The organism is Cryobacterium sp. RTC2.1, from assembly GCF_035018685.1.
Classification (GTDB): Bacteria; Actinomycetota; Actinomycetes; order Actinomycetales; family Microbacteriaceae; genus Cryobacterium; species Cryobacterium glucosi.
Genome location: NZ_JASJXJ010000267.1, coordinates 1 through 2,270 on the forward strand (window position 1 = coordinate 1; position 2,270 = coordinate 2,270).

Here is a 2,270-nt window from a genome sequence, read left to right on the forward strand (position 1 = left end):
CGCTTCTATGAGCGGAAGCGACCCGGAGTGGGGAATTTCAGTGAGCAGAACTGGGGAATTTCAGTGAGCGCCGTCAGAGCAGCGGTGAGTACTCGCTCGCCATCATAGGTCGGCTGGTCATCGCAGCCCCGAGGATCATCTGAGCTAGAGCTCTGCATGATCTGGCGGTCTCTGGAGGGAGATCGGTGATCACGGTTGCCGAGTCGAGCGTTGCCTTGATCGCACGTTGCACCTGAGTCTTGTAGTCAATTCCGCCCTGGTACGTCTGAGTGTTTCCCACCGTGCCACCCCAGCGCACCGGGGGTAGCCGACCGTTGCCGCCGGCTAGGAGGACTTCCCTGCCGAAGCTCATCTCGATTGTGACGGCGCGGCCGTTGACACTCGCATGAGAGGGACCCTCCGGTCCAACAGTTGGGTAATTCCGCGCGAGCGCGATGTCTGGCAGTACTCGGACGGCGAAGTGCGGCGGCAGGCCCAAGCGGTCAAGCCGACGCTTGGCCTCATTGCCTGCCGTGTCGTTGTCGAGTATCGCTACAACGCGATTAACGACGCCGGCGGCAGCGAGGGACCTCGTCAGCCGCTCGACCTGGTCGACGCCACCAGGCCCTGATGTGGCGCTGAAGTCCATGAATGTGAATTGGTGTGCAACTGCTGTTTCGGCCAGCTGAAGAGCGCGTGACAGGAGCTGCGCATCCGTGCTGCCTTCGGTCACCACGATCACCGCCCCGCTGGAACTGATTCTGCTGGTCAGTCGCCGGTGTGCGGTGATGTGTGGCCGCTCGTCGGGTTCAAGCCAGCCGCCCATAAGGTACCCGGATAGGTCAACAGCTATCGATGTGTTCGCGCGGGCCCCGTGCAGAAGTAGAGCGATGGCGAACCGCGGATCGTCGTAGCCTTCGACCAGGTCGCGCCATACGGTCTCAAGGTGGCGCTCGACCGCCGTACTGGGCGGGGTCTCTCGGCTTTGGGAATATGCCCATTCGATCACCGCTATAAGCATCTCGCGGGTGCTGAGATAACTCGACTCTTGTTCGGAATAGTAGGTGGAGAAGATGGACTCCTCGGGATCGCTACGAACGGCGTTGATGTAGGAGAGCGCGATGTCGAAGGCGCTGCTGGGGGTGAAGCCTTGCAACTCAAGACGTGCACGAATAGTAAGAACGTCGCCGCGGTACCTGAACACTTCTGGGGTGAAAGTTTCGCCCGTCTCGTCGTCGCGAGTGGGTGAGACGGCCACCGTGAGGTCGGCGTCAGTAAACAGGAGAGCGACGGCATCTGGGATGTAATTCTTGCCCCAGTAGAGTTGCCTCCTCCCAGCATTCATAGTCCACCGCTCGCCCATCTCTGGATCCTAGGGCAGCGTAGAGCGATGCAGCTCACCTAGGAGGTCCGTCATCAGCACGCCCGGGGCGCAGACAGCCCCGCTACACGGCCTGTCGAGGAGATGAGTTTAGGACCTACTTGAATGGCGAACGCCGCGAGGGCGCCAGGCTCAATACTGCCAAGATGGTGCGATGAGCACCACGCGCGGTTTCCTTCTAGCCATTGGCTCGGCCCTTACGGAGACATCAACCAGCAAGTTGACGACGTCCAGCACCCGATATGAAGTGAAGTCGCTGAACTCAAAGCCCGACAACTGGAGAGTGATATGCGGGCTGCTTTCCGACCCCAATTTGATGGGCGTCATCGCGAAGTTCACGGGCAAGGACTATCAGCGCATGAGGCGATCGGTTTATAGAGACGTAGCGGAGGTGCTCGTCGAACGAATCAGTTTGGTCCCGAATCTTGTACTGGTTCATGAGACTGTCGCGGGGCTGCAGGCCCTTTTGCCCGAGTTGGAAGAGAGATCGGCCGATGATGACTTCTACGACGACGGTGCCGACTACGACGACGGTTCTTGGAACGATCGTGCAGCGCGAGAATACTTTGGAGAGGTCGAGGCAGAAACCCGGAGCGGTGTTCATGCCATGTTCGAACGCCATGGCGTCACGATCACTACGTTCAAGAAGAACGCCGAGATGTCGATTCTGTCGGCGACTTTCATTGACGACGTGCAGAGCAACTTGCTCTTTCGCCTATATGTGCCCAAGGGGCGGATATACGAGGACGAACTAGCGCGGCTCTTGGAAATGTTTCACGAATGGCTCGGTTCGGTCAAGAGCCAGACCGTTCGCCAAACCGGTTATCGAACACCTAGGAGCGTGAGTCAGTAACGCCTATTCGGCTTTGATGCCAATGAATGCCTCCGATGTCGTCGGGTTGGGTTGGGG

Annotated in this window: 2 protein-coding genes; one reads left to right on the forward strand and one right to left on the reverse strand. The window is 59.1% G+C overall.

Going from position 1 to position 2,270, the window contains the following annotated elements; all coding sequences use genetic code 11:
- Positions 1–73 precede the first annotated feature (73 nt).
- Positions 74–1,342, reverse strand: coding sequence for a HEPN/Toprim-associated domain-containing protein (locus QN357_RS18700; RefSeq protein WP_323505362.1), 1,269 nt, complete (start codon positions 1,340–1,342; stop codon positions 74–76).
- Positions 1,343–1,514: 172 nt separating this feature from the next.
- Here QN357_RS18700 and QN357_RS18705 point away from each other — a divergent pair, with 172 nt between their 5' ends.
- Positions 1,515–2,213, forward strand: a complete 699-nt coding sequence (locus QN357_RS18705; protein ID WP_323505363.1) for a hypothetical protein — start codon at positions 1,515–1,517, stop codon at positions 2,211–2,213.
- Positions 2,214–2,270 lie beyond the last annotated feature (57 nt).